Source organism: Pseudanabaena yagii GIHE-NHR1, assembly GCF_012863495.1.
GTDB lineage: Bacteria > Cyanobacteriota > Cyanobacteriia > Pseudanabaenales > Pseudanabaenaceae > Pseudanabaena > Pseudanabaena yagii.
Window position 1 is genome coordinate 112,501 of record NZ_JAAVJL010000004.1, and the last position, 16,151, is coordinate 128,651.

A 16,151-nucleotide genomic window follows, 5' to 3' on the forward strand; every position below is an offset into this window, starting at 1 on the left:
ATTCGCTGAGTTCGCTCTTTCCCGTCTATTTTATTCAACGGGCAGTATTTAGGGTTGCCCCATTCGGAAACCTGCGGATCACGGCTTGCTTCCAGCTCCTCGCAGCTTATCGTAGGTAACCACGTCCTTCTTCGCCTTCTTGTGCCTAGGTATCCACCGTAAGCCCTTTGTAGCTTGACCTCTGTATCTCTACTTCGGTACTACTTGCTTCTTTGTTACTTTTTTTACTATGCAGTTTTCAAGGTTCTTTCTAAATTCTTCGCTCTCGCTAGAATTTAGCAGTCTCTCTAGTTGCTCTTTCTTGCTTCACTAGATGAGTTGCTAAACTCTTGCTTTCGCTTTTGTTGGTCTTTCGTTAGTAGTTTGGTGGAGATAAGGAGATTCGAACTCCTGACTTCCTGCGTGCAAAGCAGGCGCTCTACCAACTGAGCTATATCCCCAGAGTCCAAGTAAAAAGTTTAAAGTAAAAAGTAAAAACTTTTGTTTGTGTTTTTCCTTTTGCCTTTCTCCTTTTGCCTTTTCTCAAGTGGGCCATACTGGACACGAACCAGTGACCTCACCCTTATCAGGGGTGCGCTCTAACCAACTGAGCTAATGGCCCTTTTTGTTAGCCAAATTTAGAACCTGACTTAGTTTGAAAGCTTTCCAATAAACTTCGTTCGACCTTGGGATGACTTACTCCTGACCTAATTCTGTGTTGGTTCAGTCTAAGAGTAAATAGGTCTCCCTATAAGGAGGTGATCCAGCCGCACCTTCCGGTACGGCTACCTTGTTACGACTTCACCCCAGTCACCAGCCCTGCCTTAGGCGCCTCCCTCCCTTGCGGGTTGAGATAACGACTTCGGGCGTGACCAGCTTCCATGGTGTGACGGGCGGTGTGTACAAGGCCCGGGAACGTATTCACCGCAGTATGCTGACCTGCGATTACTAGCGATTCCGCCTTCATGCAGGCGAGTTGCAGCCTGCAATCTGAACTAAGACTGGGTTTACGAGATTAGCTTGCATTCGCATGCTCGCGACTCTTTGTCCCAGCCATTGTAGTACGTGTGTAGCCCAAGGCGTAAGGGGCATGATGACTTGACGTCATCCCCACCTTCCTCCGGTTTGTCACCGGCAGTCTATCTAGAGTGCCCAACTTAATGATGGCAACTAAATACGAGGGTTGCGCTCGTTGCGGGACTTAACCCAACATCTCACGACACGAGCTGACGACAGCCATGCACCACCTGTGTTCGCGCTCCCGAAGGCACTCCTCTCTTTCAAGAGGATTCGCGACATGTCAAGCCTTGGTAAGGTTCTTCGCGTTGCATCGAATTAAACCACATACTCCACCGCTTGTGCGGGCCCCCGTCAATTCCTTTGAGTTTCAATCTTGCGACCGTACTCCCCAGGCGGGGTACTTAACGCGTTAGCTACGGCACTGACCGGGTCGATACGGCCAACACCTAGTACCCATCGTTTACGGCTAGGACTACTGGGGTATCTAATCCCATTCGCTCCCCTAGCTTTCGTACTTCAGCGTCAGTTGAGATCCAGCAGGACGCTTTCGCCACTGGTGTTCTTCCAGATATCTACGCATTTCACCGCTACACCTGGAATTCCTCCTGCCCCTATCTCTCTCTAGTCTTACAGTTTCCATTGCCTTTCCAAGGTTAAGCCTCGGGCTTTGACAACAGACTTACAAAACCGCCTACGTACGCTTTACGCCCAATAATTCCGGATAACGCTTGCATCCTCCGTCTTACCGCGGCTGCTGGCACGGAGTTAGCCGATGCTTATTCGTTAGGTACCGTCATTATCTTCCCTAACAAAAGAGGTTTACAATCCACAGACCTTCGTCCCTCACGCGGTATTGCTCCGTCAGGCTTTCGCCCATTGCGGAAAATTCCCCACTGCTGCCTCCCGTAGGAGTCTGGGCCGTGTCTCAGTCCCAGTGTGACTGGTCATCCTCTCAGACCAGTTACCGATCGTCGCCATGGTGTGCCGTTACCACTCCATCTAGCTAATCGGACGCAAGCTCATCTACAGATGATAAATCTTTCACCCGAAGGCATATCCGGTATTAGCAGTCGTTTCCAACTGTTGTCCCGAGTCTGTAGGTAGATTCTTACGCGTTACTCACCCGTCCGCCACTAGTACCGAAGTACCCGTTCGACTTGCATGTGTTAAGCATACCGCCAGCGTTCATCCTGAGCCAGGATCAAACTCTCCATGGTGTCTTCATCCTTTCAGAATTCCTTCCTACTCACATAAAGCTTTTTTCCTTTCGGATGGGTTTGACTTTTTTTTGCTTTTCGCTTATCCTGTCGGATAGCTGGTTATCTTTCAATAATCCAGTCTCTTTATTCTCTTGACGAGGTTTATTGGTTTCTTAAAGCTTTCAAACTATTTGGTTGTCTAGGTTCTCGCGCCTCTCCTTTCAGTTCAGGTTGCTTCGCTTTCGCTTTGGCTCCCTTCAGCGCTTTACTAATATAGCTACCTTAAATCCCTTTGTCAACTATTTCCTTTAACTTTTTTCAAGACCTGTTTACTTGATCCCTCTACATCTCCCTCCTCTTAAGCTCTTCATATCTATATCTTTGTTTGTCATTTAATATCTGTTTCCCATAATTATTGCTTTTATTTCTGGAAAATATCTTTTTTTGCTAATCCTTTTAAAAATTTACAGCCCTCATACTTGCTATTTGTTTGGCGTTGCACAAATGAAGGATGAATCAAGAAAAGGTGGGAATCGATTTGTACTTGAGATAATGAATTAACAGACGAATTGAATACCGCAACATTTGTTCAGATTTTGAATAACATAAAGTTTTGCGATGCAATCTGGCAAGATAATGTCTCAGTCTCGTATTTTCACCCTCAACTCTGGTCATGTAGGTTTTGCTAATAATTTGATCTTCCGAGTTGATAAACATTTTGTAGACACAGTAGCCATCGGTAACCCAGAAATAGCATTGCCAAACCTTAATCAATGTCCATAGAGGTTCAAAGGTTTTGCTACTCCTATCCCCTAATACCCAAGCCAAGATACCTTGGCTAAAATGATTCACCGCAGTCCATAGCCAAATCAAGTTTTTTTTGACCCAACAAAAGTCTGGAGTTCATCCAGTTCACCAACATCAGGAATAGTCTCAATCGGTGGATGTTCTGGTAATTGCTTGGCTGCTTCCTTAACCCAGTTGATGACTGAGTTGTGACTAACATCGGTACATCTCTCAATTTGTCTAAATCCCATGCCGTTGCAGTACATTTTTAGGCATATTTTTTTGACATCTTGGGAATATCCCAGCACTGAGTAATGATCAATGAACTGACGACCGCAATCAGCGCAAATATGATTTTGTTTGTCTCCTCGTTTCCCATTTTTACGAATATGTGTTGAACCACACTTTGGACATTTCATTGTTTTTCATTGCTTAAACTCGTTATCTTTAATATTTACTCATTCATCCCTCATTTATGCAACGCCATTTGTTTTTTAGATAATCTCTTGTGGCGTGAGCCACTATTCTCAAAGCTAAACCTTAAAAGCTAGATGTTGTAATGACTGAGCCAAATGATCTTGAATCTGTGCTGACACCTGAAGAACTCAAAGCAGGTCGCGATCGCATTGCCGCCGCTAACATTAATAATGTCTTACATCAATGTCGTAAATGTGACTATGAATGGGTTGCTTCCCACGCTGAAGCCTGTCGTTGTGGCTCCAAAAGTGTTAAACGGATTATGTGTTGGCAATTTCCCGATGATTAGCAGGCGATCGCCTACTTGACAAATCTTAAATAGTGTTTTTTTAACGAGTATGTACTCATTTGAAACCAAAAAATTAATCCCCATAAGACTATAGAGGGGTTTTATTTTGCAATAGGCAAAATAAAACCCCTCTATAACTAAGCTAGAGAGCACACTTCATACATTTTTACCTTTGTTGGTAACATAGATTAAGAAATATATTGAAATAACTCATGGCGATCGCATTTAGTAAATATCACGGCTTAGGTAATGACTTTGTATTGATTGATAATCGTCATAGCGCTGAGCCAATCCTCACACCAGAACAAGCAGAAAAATGGTGCGATCGCAATTTTGGCATCGGTGCAGATGGCGTAATCTTCTTGATAAATGCAGATAATCGCGAACATCGGATGCGAATCTATAACTCCGATGGTTCCGAACCTGAAATGTGCGGTAATGGAATTCGATGTTTAGGCAAATTTATGCAGGATTTGGGGATTCCTACCATTGATGGTAAATATCCAATTCACACAGGTGCAGGCTTGATCGTGCCTCAAATGGATGCTGATGGACAGGTAACTGTAGATATGGGTAAGCCATTTTTGACTGCTGCTGAGATTCCTACCACTTTGGGCGAAAGCGATCAAAAAGTAGTCAACCTTCCCCTCGAAGTCGGTGGCAAAACTTGGAATGTCACTACTGTAAGTATGGGCAATCCCCACTGCATGATCTTTGTGGATGATGCCGACAGCATTCCCTTAGCCGAAATCGGCGTTCTCTTTGAGCATCATCCCGTATTTCCTAATCGTACAAATACTGAATTTGTGGAAGTCGTCAATCGTGGCTATGTAAAAATGCGCGTATGGGAACGTGGTGCTGGGGCAACCCTCGCCTGTGGAACAGGAGCCTGTGCCACAGTCGTCGCAGGTGTCTTAAATGATCTCTGCGATCGTACCTGTACCGTCAATCTCCCTGGAGGCGATCTCAAAATTACTTGGTCAGCCGAAAGCGATCACATTTTGATGACGGGTCCAGCAAAACTAGTATTTACAGGCTCAGTTGTTAACGAATTGTAAATGAGAGAGGGTGCTAAGCACCCTCTCTCATTTTTGGGTTCGCTTTGTGTCACCATAGCAAAAATGATTTTAGAGTTTGAAGATGAGTGACACTATTTTTAGCAAAATCATTAAGCGGGAAATTCCTGCCACGATTTTGTATGAAGATGAGCTTTCCCTTGCTTTTCGTGATGTCAATCCGCAAGCACCTGTCCATTTCCTCGTAATTCCGAAAAAGCCGATTGTGAAACTTTCAGAAGCAACCACTGAAGATCAATCATTACTAGGGCATTTGCTACTTGTGGCAAGTAAAGTTGCAGATCAGGAAGGTTTAAGTGGTTTTCGTCTAGTCACCAACAATGGTGCAGAAGCAGGGCAAACCGTTTTCCATCTACATATTCATGTCCTAGGTGGTCGCTCCCTAGACTGGCCTCCTGGTTAATGCCTGACAACCGTGCAAAGCACGGTTGTCAGATCTTTGGCGCTCATGATCCTGTATCGTTTATTATTAAATTTTTAATAAACCTCTATAATCAAGCGATCGCAATGCCTCAAGCGTATGTACTGGGACTGGGACAGTCGGGAATTTCTGCTGCTAAGCTACTCAAGGCTGATGGTTGGCAGGTGATAGTTAGTGATAGTAATGCCAGTCCTAGCCTCGAACAGCGCAAGCTTGATTTAGAGGCTGAGGGCATTGCCGTTGAACTGGGAGGCTTTCCCGACTTTGAGAATTTAATTAAGACGAGCCAACCCGTAGATCTAGTAGTCGTCAGTCCGGGTGTGCCTTGGGATCGTCCTGAGGTTGAGCAAGCGCGATCGCTAGGTCTGGATACCATTGGCGAGATCGAGTTGGCATGGCGCTATCTCAAGCATATTCCTTGGGTGGGGATCACAGGAACCAATGGCAAAACTACGGTTACATCCTTGACAGCAGCCATTTTTCAGGCGGCAGGGCTTAAGGCTATCGCCTGTGGCAATATCGGTCTACCTGCTTGTGAGATTGCGCTGCAAGTATTACATCAACAAATTCAGCCTGACTGGATCATTGCGGAACTAAGCAGCTATCAGATCGAGTCATCGCAAAGCGTCAAACCCCATATTGGGATCTGGACAACCTTTACCCCCGATCACCTCAATCGCCACTATACCCTTGAGAACTACCGAGATATTAAGGCAAAGTTGATTGATCCCTCTAGTCACATTGTCCTCAATGGTAACGATCCCTTTTTGCTTGATTTTGGGGCGGCGATGTGGCCAAAAGCAATATGGACGGGCATTGATGATCAAGTGGTAGAAGCGATCGCCGATGGAGCTTGTATCCATGATGGTTGGGTCAAGTTTCGCGGTGAACCCGTTTTTCCAATTTCCCATTGGACTTTATTGGGTAGCCATAACCGCCAGAATTTATTAATGTCTGTTGCGGCGGCAAAATTAGCAGGCATTGCCTCAGAGCATATCGATCAAGCTATCTCTGAGTTTCAAGGTGTACCCCATCGCCTAGAGCATATTCGTTTTTATGAGGGGATCGCTTTCATCAATGACAGCAAGGCAACAAATTATGATGCGGCGGAAGTGGGCTTACGCGCTGTGAAACCACCTGTGGTCTTGATTGCGGGTGGTCAGCCAAAGCAGGGTGATGCCAGTGCTTGGCTAGAGCAAATTCGCCAAAGAGCGATCGCTGTTTTATTAATCGGTGAAGCTGCGCCTTTATTTGCGGAAATGCTCAAGGATGCAGGGTTTAAAAATTATGAGATTGTAGAAACCCTCGAACGCGCCGTCAAGCAAGCCGCCCATATTGCTCACAACCGCGCCCATAATCACCCTAGTCAGCCTTTGCCAACTGTGCTATTCTCGCCTGCATGTGCAAGCTTCGACCAGTTTGCTAACTTTGAGCAACGCGGCGATCGCTTCCGCCAACTTTGTCAAGAACTTTCATGACTCCATCTTTTCTTCCCAAGGATCTCGCCACCATTAATCTATTCAAGCGCCGCACGGTTCTCATTTGGATCATTTTGGCGTTAGCGATGCTTGGCTTAATTGTGCGCCTCGTCTATTTGCAGGTAATTACTTCGCCAGACCTGCTAGACAAAGCTCGCAGACAGCAAATGTTTACGCTGCGTCCCTTTATTCCTCGGCGCATGATTACCGATCGCAAAGGGACAGTTTTAGCGATTGATCGTCCTGTCTATACCCTATTTGCCTATCCCCATCTTTACGAAAAAAATAATAGGGATATGGGCAAAGATGCTAAGAAGAAGAGCTTTGAAGAACTAACTACAGAAATTGCGGAAAAACTTGCACCTATCCTTAAGAAGTCTCCAGAAAAGTTAGCTAGTATCCTCAGTCGTGATACTACTTCGATTCAAGTTGAATATTGGCTATCAGAGGAAACGGCCGATCGCATTTATGCGTTACAACTTGAGGGGCTAGAGCTAATCCAGCAACGCCATCGCCTCTATCCACAACAAGACCTTGCCGCAGAACTAATTGGCTATGTCAATGTTGATCATCGCGGTCAAGCGGGAATTGAACTAAGTCAAGAGAAATTATTAGAACGCACCGATCAAACTCCTGCGGTTGCTAAGGATGGTAATGGCAATTTTATTCCTAACCGTGTACCTGCGGGGATGATCAGTAGCGATCGCACCAGTTTGCAAATGACCATTGACTCGCGGATTCAGCGCACAGCACGGCAAGTCCTCAAGCAGCAAATGGTCAAATTTAATGCTAAGCGTGGGGCAGTCATCGTCATGGATGCGCGGGATGGCGGTTTATTGACGCTAGTTACAGAGCCAACCTACGATCCTAATCGCTACTATGACGCTGATGTCAAACTATTTAAAAATTGGGCAGTTTCCGATCTTTATGAACCTGGTTCTACCTTTAAACCCATTAATGTCGCGATCGCTCTTGAAGCAGGAGCCATCCAACCCGACACTGTATTTAATGATGAAGGAGCCTTAACCATCGGTGGTTGGCCCGTAGCTAACTTTGACTATGAACAAGTCGGTGCAGTTGGTCCCCTCAGCATTAGTCAAATCCTAGAGCGATCGAGCAACGTGGGTATGGTACATATCATCCAACGCATGAAGCCATCGGTTTACTATGGTTGGCTAGAACGGATCGGATTAGGCGATATTTCGGGTGTGGATTTACCATCGGAAACCCCAAGTACCCTCAAACCTCAAGAACAATTCAATGAGTATGTAATTGAGCCTGCAACGGCTGCCTTTGGTCAAGGATTTTCACTTACGCCAATTCAAATGGTGCAGTTGCATGGGATTTTGGCTAGTGGCGGTAAATTACTCACCCCCCATGTGGTCAAGGGTTTAATCAATGAAGAGGGCGAGGAGTACTATCAGACGAAATTACCGACTCCTCGCCAAATTGTATCGCCAGCCACTGCCCAAAGAGTAATCGAGATGATGACTAACGTAGTAGAAAAAGGCACAGGGCTACCCGCTCGCATTCCCGGTTATCGGATTGCAGGCAAAACGGGTACTGCTCAAAAAGCCTCAACTAGTGGTGGTGGTTATGCCAATGCCAAAATCACGAGCTTTGTTGGGACTTTTCCCGCCAAAGATCCTCGCTATGTGGTGCTTGCCGTAGTTGATGAACCCATTGGCTCTGATGCCTTTGGTTCTACCGTAGCTGCGCCAATTGTGAAGACGGTGATCGAAGATATTATTGTCACGGAAGGCATTCCTCCTAGCCATCCCGAAGAAGTAATTTCTAAGATTCCTACTTTACCTGAGCCACAGCCTACAGTTACACCTTCAGCATCAGCTTCTCCTACGCCACAAAGTTCAACACCTGCCCCAACACCATCTCCATTACCTTCTGCTAGTCCCAAACCATCACGAGATCGCCAATAAGGCTCTTGTGGATAAAAAATTGTCCCACCAAAGTTATCTAGCTTCGACTTCGCTCAGCTAAGGTTGGCTGAGCGAAGTCGAAGCTAGATAACTTTAATTAATAGCAAGTCCCTAAAGCAGCGATTTTTAGTTGTGCAGATTTGCTGCACAACTAAAAATCAGATTATTTAACGTCAGTTCGAGTTAAACTTGCAAATCTTATAAGTCTGCAATCAAAAGCCTTGCTCCGAAAGGCTTTTGATTGCAGGCTTTGAGAGAGCGTTTGCTACGCAAACGCTCTCTCAAAGCCTGTTTTAAATTATGCCGAACTTGCGTTATTTAATCACAAATTTTTTGAGCATTAAGATTTGTTAAAGTATTGTAGGCAGTGATAGTTATATAAATCTAAAAAATTCTAAAAAACAGTTATGGCAAAAGTTGAAATCTATACATGGCGGATGTGTCCCTTTTGTATCAGAGCAAAGCACTTGCTCGATAAGAAAGGCGTAGAGTACATCGAATATGCGATCGATGGCGATGAAACTGCGCGATCGCAAATGGTAGCCAGAGGTTCTGATGGGAAGCGTTCTGTACCTCAAATTTTTATTAATGATCAGCATATTGGTGGCTGTGATGCCATTCATGATCTAGAGCGCCAAGGCAAACTCGATCCATTACTGGCAGCATAGATGAGTGGGCTGTGCCCCCTGCCAGCCCCAAATCCATGTTCTCGCCAGAAGTGGTTCTATTCTATTAATGGCAATTCCAAATTAACCGTAGTCTCTTGTCTATAAATGCTGGAAATTGAGAATTTCCCCCCATAGTTTTCCACAATTTTGGTCACAATTTTGAGTCCTAATCCTGACCCTTGCTGCTCATGCATCTTGCGCTCAAACTGCATAAATGCACCTATTTTAGAAATTTGATCTTCTGTCATGCCCCAGCCATGATCAGAGATCGCTAAATGTAGGTGATTATTAACTACCTTGCTGCTTAATTTCACCTCAGTCCCAACTTTAGAAAACTTGAAAGCATTCTCCAATAGTTCACATAGGATACTTCGCATATCTTGGTTACTTACGGCAACAATCGCCTCATCTAGGTCACATAGTAAATCCGTAGATCGCTTCTCCCTTTTCGCTTGATCATGAGCAATATTGGTAATAAACTTAGCATCCGAGCCTTTCTCCCGCTGAATTTGACTAGCTCTAGAACTTGGGGACTTATAGGGGGATAGCTCTAGATACACATAGGTCAAAAACTTGCGAGTCAATTTCTCCAACCTTGTAGATGACTCTTGGGCTAATAGCAAAAACTCTTTGATCTCTTCTGGAGGCATAGTTTCATACTCTTCGAGTAAGATGCCAATCGCTCCCACAATTCCATTTAGTGGCGTATTTAGTTCATGGGGCAAACTAGATGCTAAATTACCGCTGAGTTCTTTTAAGCTATTTTGCAATACATCAATCGTTTGTGATTGCAAATTGGATAGGTTTTTGATGCTGTCATACTGCTGTTTGATTCGCATCATTGAGTTCACTCTAGCGCGAAGTTCCGTACTGTTAACGGGCTTACCAATAAAGTCATCAGCTCCTGCATTAAGACATCGCGCTAGATCTTCCTTACTAGTAAGAGCTGTTACCATAATGATTGGCACGCTTTCCCATTCTGGCATTGCCTTAATGCGCTGACATACTTCCATTCCATCAATCCCTGGCATCATCACATCCAATAGGATCAGATCAGGTTTGACGGTTTCTAAAATGCTGAGTGCAGAATCTCCACTAGAGGCATAATATAATTGATAATCTTGTTCTGATAGAAATGTTTCAATTACATCAAAGTTATTTGGTTCATCGTCCACGACAAGGACATTTGGTATTGGTTGATTCATAGTTTTACTTAAGAACTTAAAAATCTTTTAATCATTTCAACTAGCTGTTTGAGTTTCACGGGTTTTGCAAGATATTCATTTGCACCAGCGGCTAGGCATTTATCGCGATCGTCTGGCATCGCTAAAGCTGTCAACGCAATAATCGGAATGTGATCAAAGGCGCGATCGCTACGAATTTGGCGAATTGCCGTCATCCCGTCAACAACTGGCATTTGAATGTCCATTAGAATTACATCGGGAGTATGTGATTTAGTAATATTAACTGCTTCCTGACCATTATGGGCAAAGATTAAGCGATATCCCTTTGCCTCTAGATAACAGGAAATAGTTCCAATATTAGCTTCATTATCTTCTGCCAATAAAATTAAAGGTGAATCAGGCTGAGCATCAGATTGTGATGGCGTATTAGTTTCTATTTCTTCTATAGGGATATTATCAAGCAGTTCAGCATTGGAGTTAGGACTTGTACTGTCTCTAGAATTATGAAAAGGTAGGGCAATCATAAAGCAACTTCCATGACCAATTTTGCTCGTTACACCAACCATTCCTCCATGTAGCTCGATCATTTGCTTAACGATCGCGAGTCCTAAGCCCGTACCCATATATTGTCGGTTGAGAGCACTATCGATCTGCACAAAGGGTTTAAAGAGTCGCCTAATATTTTCTGGGGAAATGCCAATTCCTGTATCAGTAATGGCGATTTGCAAATAATTGGAACATTGATTTATTGTTTCTAGAGATGGTTTTAGCGCTTGAGTATCATCATCAGGAGGGGTGAGAATTGCTTCAGGAATTGTATCCGTCAATGGAAGTCCTGTAAAAAAATTTTGACAAGTAACTTCTAGTCTAATCTGACCACCTTCAGGAGTAAATTTGACGGCATTGTTTAGCAAATTAATTAATACTTGACGAATGCGACGCTCGTCTAACATCAATTGAGGAAGGTCATCAGGGATATTAACTTTAAGTTCAATCCGTTTTTGGTGAGCAAGCTGCTTGATCAAAGCAATGCTCGATTGGCATAGGCTTTCAATGGAAGTAAGAGCGCATTCTAGTTTCAATTGACCAGATTCAATTTTGGCGACATCAAGAATGTCATTAATTAATGCTAAAAGATGTGTGCCACTACGCTCAATAGTGTTTAATGCATTGAGTTGGCGATCATTAATTTCTCCAAACACCTCTTCTTGCAGCGCTTCCGTCATTCCCAAAATAGCATTAAGAGGAGTGCGGAGTTCGTGACTCATATTGGCAAGAAATTCATCCTTCAGTCTAGTAGCACGCATCAATTCCTCATTAGTTTTCTGTAATTGCGCTTCCGCCTGTTTGCGATCGCTAATATCACGGATGAAAAAGACCACTTCATCATTACCACAGGGAGCAACCCGAACCTCTTCATAGCGCAGATGACCATCTATCTGAATTTGTTGTTCATAGGTCTGTAAGGTCTTGCTATTTAGTGCTTTCTGCATCGCATGATATTCTTTATCCCAAGTTTCTGGAGGCAGGCAATCAGCTAAACGTCTACCAATTACTTGCTGAGGATCGACAATATTGCCAACATTAGGGGAGGCTAAAAAATCTACATATTCTCCTGTACGATTGACGCGAAAGACGAGATCTGGCAAGGCTAATAATGTTGCTCGAGCGCGTTCTTCACTAAGCTTCAGGGCTTCTTGCATGGCTTTGCGATCGCTAATATCCATAGCAATACCAAATAATCGCGTGGCTTTCCCTGCAACATCGCACAGAAGTTCTGCTTTAGCAAAGATATAACCTAAAGAACCGTCAGATCGAACAATTTGAAAATCTGTAGCATAGGATTCTGAGAATTGAATAGCACGTTCAATGAGATTAGTAAAGCGAATACGTTCATCGGGTGGGAAATATTGCAACAGTTGCTCATAGGTAGGTTCCTTTTGACTAGCATCAATTCCAAAAATATTAAAGATTTCCCTTGACCAAATAATCTCTTTTGTTTGCACATCCAATTCCCAACTGCCAAGACGGGCAATCTGTTGGGCTTCAATGAGCTTCGCTTCACTTTGGCGCAAGGCATTCGTACGTTGCGCCACACGTATTTCTAGATTGTGGTTGAGGTTAGCTAAAGCTTGTGCCGCCTGATCGCGCTCGATCGCAATTTTGGCAATATCCGTCGCTAAACTAATCAGCTCTAGTTCTTGGGAAATGGGATGATGAATATGTTGATGATAAACAGCAAAGGTAGCGAGTACCTCACCATCGGTGGCTATCACAGGCGTAGACCAACAAGCTTGCAGATTATGGGATAGAGCAATTTCCTTAAAATCCTTCCAGAGCGGGTCAGTATTAATATCAGTAACGATAACGGGTTTCCGCCGAAACGCTGCTGTACCACAAGAACCTACACCTTCACCAATGGAAACCCCTTCGATTGCTTGATTGTAGGCTTCTGGTAAATGAGGAGCGGCACTACAATGTAACTTCCCATCCTGATCACATAACAAAATTGAACATATAGCTCCCTCTAATTGTTCTTCAATGTTACATACCAGTGCTTCTAAGATTTTTGGCAAGGGTTCAGCCTTAGCGATACGTTCGAGAATTGCACTCTGAAGTGATAATCGTAACTCCGCCTGTTTGCGATCGCTAATATCTAAATGTGTCCCTGTCATTCTCAGGGGTTTACCTTGGGCATCCCATTCTGTCACCTTTCCCCGACATAATATCCACACCCAATGTCCTAATTTATGGTGCATTCGCAGTTCATCTTCGTAGGCAGGAATCTCATGATGAAAGTGCTTTTCTAGCAATTTGAGAGTTCTTTTAACATCACCGCTATGAGCATGGTCGTGCCAAGTTGCAAAACTGAGCGGTTCTAATTCTAGAGATGTATAGCCAAGCATTTCTGCCCATCTTTCATTGATTGTCAATTCCCCTGTTAGGATCACCCAATCCCATAGCCCGATCGCAGATCCTTCAAGTGCAAGCTGTAACCTTTGTTTGGTCAATTCCAATTCGAGAGATGCTCGTTGTCGATCCAGTCGCATCTTAAATTCACGGATCTCACGTCTTACAGCTTCAGATAAACGTGCAAGACTTCCTTTCATCAAATAATCATTCGCCCCTGCACGCATGAGATCAACAGCTAATGTTTCTCCAATCGTGCCAGAAACTACGATAAAAGGAAGATCAAGTTGACTTTGTTTGACAATTTCTAAGGCAGTCGGTGCATTCATCTTGGGCAAATTGTAGTCAGAAATAATCACATCCCAAGTACGATTTGTGAGCGCTTGCCGTAGATCTTCGACTGTTTGTACTCTTTCCCAAGTGAGGACAAATCCACCCTGACGCAGCGATCGCACAATTAAAATGGCATCGTCTTCCGAGTCTTCAATGATGAGGACATTGATAGTATCACTCATAACTTATAAACCTTTGGGTAAGGGTTCATTAACTAGTGCCCAATACAATCCCAGTTGCCGTACTGCTTCGGTAAAGCGATCGAATTCTACGGGCTTACGTACATAGCTATTTGCCCCAAGACTATAGCTTTCGACAATATCGCGATCTTCACTTGACGAGGTTAAGACCACTACTGGCAACAAATGTGTACGTTCATTAGCACGAATTCGCCGCAAAACCTCTAATCCATCGATTTTGGGGAGCTTTAAATCTAAAAGTACGACACAGGGCAAAGGATCAGCATTTAACACCATATTTAAAGCTTCCTCCCCATTACGAGCTACTTTAATCTCATTAGCAATTTGCCCCTTTCGCAAAGCACGAATAGTCAACCGCTCATCATCAGGATTATCTTCAACTATGCAAACGATAGGTAAATTGTTCATGATTGAGAATTTTTGTAGTTGTTTTAAATACTAAGCACAAGTCAAGCCAATCCCCGTCTATACAATTTTAAGACTAATAATAGCCACTAACTCTTTTGATTTTCTCATAATTTTATCAGTTATTCATTTAAATAGGAATAGTTAGCGATCGCGTCATAAACAAAAAGTTGAATATCATTGTCCGTAAATTTTGATGCAAATTAGGAAATCATCCATATTGATTTATGATTTTGCCTTGGCTAAAAAGCAAAATAAAGAAGCAATTCTTAGTAATGCAGCAAAGCATTATTAAGAATTGCTTCTTTATTTAAGTACAGATAAATTTTTGAAAGGGTGACTTCGCCGCCATTTCAAAAATTTATCTAGTTTGTAATTCAGTGCAACGCGCTGAATTATGCTTACTACTCAGATTGCGAGAAATAAATCACTTTATCAATTAAAGTTAATAGGTGATTTTCGCTATGTTCAATTACTTGTAAAATTTTTCTCTGTTTATCATTAAGATCGCCATATACGCCCTCTTGCAAACATTCGATTGAACCTAAAACTGCATTGAGAGAAGTACGAAGCTCATGACTAATATCTGTCAAAAATTCCTTTTTCTGTTGTGCTGCCCGAATTAACTCTTGATTCATTGCCGCTAAAGCTTCGTTAGACTCATTAAGTCTTGTTTCTACGAACTTACGCTCTCTAATTGCATAGGCAAGGGCAATCCGATCGCTAATATCTCGTGAAATACCTTGAATAGCAATCACATCTCTTTGGTGATTTTTGACAGCAGTCATATGTGCAGACACCCACACGTAACTACCATCTTTTTGTAAATGCCGAATCTCGACGGGCATCTCTGATTTACTAGCAGATGCTAGGACGTTTTGAACATTGTCTGTAAAGCGAGGACGATCTCCTTTATGCACAAGATCAATGATTGATCGCCCAATCCATTCATTAGTTTCCCAATCAAATAATTCCTTAAATTGTGGGGATAGATAAATAAACTTCCCTTCTAAATCGATTGACCAAATGACATCGTCAGAACATTGCACTAAGCAAAGAAATTTCTCCTCATTCTCCAACTTAATAGCTTCAGCCCGCTTTCGTAAATTCACCACATCGGAGACATTATTAAGTAGCTGCATTCGTTCTAAGAGATTATCTAGCGATCGCATTAATCTCTCTGGGGTTAAATGCTCTTTCACCAAATAGTCTTGGATACCACTCTTAGTTGATTGAGCTGCAATATGTTCATCTTTTTGATTGACTAGTAACAGGGTTGGAATGAGAGATATTTGTCCCTGTTGTTTCATCCAATCCAGAAATTCTAATCCATTACCATCAGGAAATTGCCAACTCAATAAAATCAGATCAGGCTTCTTTTGTTCACATAGCTCCTTAGCCTTTGTAATAGTATCTGCTTCCATGATCAGATAATTACAAGGGCGATCGCTAGTTAAATAGCAATCATATTTGCGCCGTTTTATATCAGACGCATCAATCATTAAGAGAGTAGTAGTCATGGTCCTGTCCGATGCATTTATAGAGAGAAGCAACTTGGGAGAAGAAGCTCGGAATTTGATTATGAGATAGATATTGCTCTAAATTTTGACAAATCTTTAAATTTAGAAAATTATGAGGTAGTGCTAAAGATGACAAAATCTTAGAGATTAAGGTCGGCTAAACATCGCGCCGCCCATCCTAATCTCTGGAGCAATACTAATTTGTGTTTAGGTAATAAGGGACTTGCTATTAATTAAAGTACCTGTGGCATCGACTTCGCTCAGCTCAC

At 43.1% G+C, this 16,151-nt stretch carries 11 protein-coding genes, 2 tRNA genes and 2 rRNA genes (1 of these 15 running past the window's edge); 6 read left to right on the forward strand and 9 right to left on the reverse strand.

Translation table 11 applies throughout. From position 1 onward, the window contains the following. The 5 genes from HC246_RS22930 to HC246_RS22950 all read right to left on the reverse strand — a co-directional run. Positions 1 to 180, reverse strand: a 23S ribosomal RNA gene (locus HC246_RS22930); it reaches 2,642 nt to the left of the window's first position. Positions 181 to 364: 184 nt separating this feature from the next. Next, positions 365 to 440 (reverse strand) — tRNA-Ala (locus HC246_RS22935). Positions 441 to 527: 87 nt separating this feature from the next. Next, positions 528 to 601: transfer RNA gene (locus HC246_RS22940), tRNA-Ile, on the reverse strand. A gap of 129 nt (positions 602 to 730) precedes the next feature. Continuing rightward, a 16S ribosomal RNA gene (locus HC246_RS22945) occupies positions 731 to 2,216 on the reverse strand. Together the 16S and 23S rRNA genes with 2 tRNA genes alongside form the textbook arrangement of a ribosomal RNA operon. Positions 2,217 to 2,714: 498 nt before the next feature. Further along, a protein-coding gene (locus HC246_RS22950) for an IS1 family transposase (protein WP_169361945.1) occupies positions 2,715 to 3,403 on the reverse strand; the annotation gives its coding sequence in 2 pieces (ribosomal slippage) (positions 2,715 to 3,068 and positions 3,071 to 3,403; 687 coding nt in all). Between the two features lie 140 nt (positions 3,404 to 3,543). On the opposite strand from HC246_RS22950, the gene HC246_RS22955 reads away from it, so the two are divergent. The 6 genes from HC246_RS22955 to grxC all read left to right on the forward strand — a co-directional run bounded on the left by HC246_RS22955 (position 3,544) and on the right by grxC (position 9,330). Next, positions 3,544 to 3,750 (forward strand): hypothetical protein, encoded by a 207-nt coding sequence (locus HC246_RS22955; RefSeq protein WP_169365741.1) that lies wholly within the window; start codon positions 3,544 to 3,546, stop codon positions 3,748 to 3,750. Positions 3,751 to 3,962: 212 nt separating this feature from the next. Beyond that, complete coding sequence (gene dapF, locus HC246_RS22960) at positions 3,963 to 4,808, forward strand: diaminopimelate epimerase (protein ID WP_169365742.1); 846 nt, start codon at positions 3,963 to 3,965, stop codon at positions 4,806 to 4,808. 82 nt (positions 4,809 to 4,890) lie between these two features. Further along, positions 4,891 to 5,229, forward strand: a complete 339-nt coding sequence (locus HC246_RS22965; protein ID WP_169365743.1) for a histidine triad nucleotide-binding protein — start codon at positions 4,891 to 4,893, stop codon at positions 5,227 to 5,229. A gap of 104 nt (positions 5,230 to 5,333) precedes the next feature. Further along, positions 5,334 to 6,725, forward strand: coding sequence for a UDP-N-acetylmuramoyl-L-alanine--D-glutamate ligase (gene murD, locus HC246_RS22970; RefSeq protein WP_169365940.1), 1,392 nt, complete (start codon positions 5,334 to 5,336; stop codon positions 6,723 to 6,725). Next, on the forward strand, positions 6,722 to 8,662 hold the full coding sequence (locus HC246_RS22975; protein WP_169365744.1) for a peptidoglycan D,D-transpeptidase FtsI family protein: 1,941 nt from the start codon (positions 6,722 to 6,724) through the stop codon (positions 8,660 to 8,662). The genes murD and HC246_RS22975 overlap by 4 nt, the downstream gene beginning before the upstream one ends. 407 nt (positions 8,663 to 9,069) lie before the next feature. After that, positions 9,070 to 9,330 carry a glutaredoxin 3 gene (gene grxC / locus HC246_RS22980; RefSeq protein WP_169365745.1) on the forward strand — a complete coding sequence of 87 codons (261 nt, stop codon included), beginning with the start codon at positions 9,070 to 9,072 and terminating at the stop codon, positions 9,328 to 9,330. 56 nt (positions 9,331 to 9,386) lie between these two features. Here grxC and HC246_RS22985 read toward each other — a convergent pair whose 3' ends face one another. The 4 genes from HC246_RS22985 to HC246_RS23000 all read right to left on the reverse strand — a co-directional run bounded on the left by HC246_RS22985 (position 9,387) and on the right by HC246_RS23000 (position 15,882). Next, positions 9,387 to 10,535 (reverse strand): hybrid sensor histidine kinase/response regulator, encoded by a 1,149-nt coding sequence (locus HC246_RS22985; protein WP_169365746.1) that lies wholly within the window; start codon positions 10,533 to 10,535, stop codon positions 9,387 to 9,389. An 8-nt stretch (positions 10,536 to 10,543) separates the two neighbouring features. Further along, positions 10,544 to 13,939 carry a response regulator gene (locus HC246_RS22990; RefSeq protein WP_169365747.1) on the reverse strand — a complete coding sequence of 1,132 codons (3,396 nt, stop codon included), beginning with the start codon at positions 13,937 to 13,939 and terminating at the stop codon, positions 10,544 to 10,546. 3 nt (positions 13,940 to 13,942) lie between these two features. Beyond that, a complete protein-coding gene (locus HC246_RS22995) occupies positions 13,943 to 14,365 on the reverse strand; it encodes a response regulator (RefSeq protein WP_169365748.1) in 423 nt (140 codons plus the stop codon). A 401-nt stretch (positions 14,366 to 14,766) separates the two neighbouring features. Further along, positions 14,767 to 15,882, reverse strand: a complete 1,116-nt coding sequence (locus HC246_RS23000; RefSeq protein ID WP_169365749.1) for a PAS domain S-box protein — start codon at positions 15,880 to 15,882, stop codon at positions 14,767 to 14,769. Positions 15,883 to 16,151 lie beyond the last annotated feature (269 nt).

Coding starts and splice junctions, on each gene's coding strand:
- HC246_RS22955 (WP_169365741.1), top strand. CDS start 3,544: ATGACTGAGCCAAATGATCTTGAATCTGTGCTGACACCTGAAGAACTC.
- dapF (WP_169365742.1), top strand. CDS start 3,963: ATGGCGATCGCATTTAGTAAATATCACGGCTTAGGTAATGACTTTGTA.
- HC246_RS22965 (WP_169365743.1), top strand. CDS start 4,891: ATGAGTGACACTATTTTTAGCAAAATCATTAAGCGGGAAATTCCTGCC.
- murD (WP_169365940.1), top strand. CDS start 5,334: ATGCCTCAAGCGTATGTACTGGGACTGGGACAGTCGGGAATTTCTGCT.
- HC246_RS22975 (WP_169365744.1), top strand. CDS start 6,722: ATGACTCCATCTTTTCTTCCCAAGGATCTCGCCACCATTAATCTATTC.
- grxC (WP_169365745.1), top strand. CDS start 9,070: ATGGCAAAAGTTGAAATCTATACATGGCGGATGTGTCCCTTTTGTATC.
- HC246_RS22985 (WP_169365746.1), bottom strand. CDS start 10,535: ATGAATCAACCAATACCAAATGTCCTTGTCGTGGACGATGAACCAAAT.
- HC246_RS22990 (WP_169365747.1), bottom strand. CDS start 13,939: ATGAGTGATACTATCAATGTCCTCATCATTGAAGACTCGGAAGACGAT.
- HC246_RS22995 (WP_169365748.1), bottom strand. CDS start 14,365: ATGAACAATTTACCTATCGTTTGCATAGTTGAAGATAATCCTGATGAT.
- HC246_RS23000 (WP_169365749.1), bottom strand. CDS start 15,882: ATGACTACTACTCTCTTAATGATTGATGCGTCTGATATAAAACGGCGC.